This window comes from Paraburkholderia sp. CNPSo 3281 (assembly GCF_024206515.1).
Classification (GTDB): Bacteria; Pseudomonadota; Gammaproteobacteria; order Burkholderiales; family Burkholderiaceae; genus Paraburkholderia; species Paraburkholderia nodosa.
This window is the reverse complement of record NZ_JAMBPS010000204.1, coordinates 1-513: the sequence shown is the minus strand read 5'-3', so window position 1 is coordinate 513 and position 513 is coordinate 1. Positions and strand designations below refer to the sequence as shown.

Genomic DNA, 513 nt, shown 5'->3' with positions numbered 1-513 from the left:
GGCATCGCCGGGTAGCTATGTTCGGAAGAGATAACCGCTGAAAGCATCTAAGCGGGAAACTCGCCTTGAGATGAGATATCCCCGGGGCTTCGAGCCCCTTGAAGGGTCGTTCGAGACCAGGACGTTGATAGGTCAGGTGTGGAAGCGCAGTAATGCGTTAAGCTAACTGATACTAATTGCCCGTAAGGCTTGATCCTATAACAGGTGTGCCTCCGCCCCGCGTGGGTGGGCAGGACGCACAGGTTGAGATCAGGTGTTGTGCCGGAAACAACACAACCCCAATTGAGCAACACCTCTTTACGCTTCTTCCCGATTGGCTGTGGCGCGATAACACCGCGACGCAGCAACCCGTCATGCCTGATGACCATAGCGAGCTGGTCCCACCCCTTCCCATCCCGAACAGGACCGTGAAACAGCTCCACGCCGATGATAGTGCGGATTGCCCGTGTGAAAGTAGGTAATCGTCAGGCTCCTTATGCTGTAACGTCCAGAACCCCGGTGTCTCCCAAAGAG

General features: G+C 55.8%; 2 rRNA genes. Both read left to right on the top strand.

The features are described from left to right. A 23S ribosomal RNA gene (locus M3I56_RS40935) occupies window positions 1–197 on the top strand; the annotation flags it as partial. 159 nt (window positions 198–356) lie between these two features. Beyond that, a 5S ribosomal RNA gene (gene rrf, locus M3I56_RS40930) occupies window positions 357–470 on the top strand. Window positions 471–513: the final 43 nt, after the last annotated feature.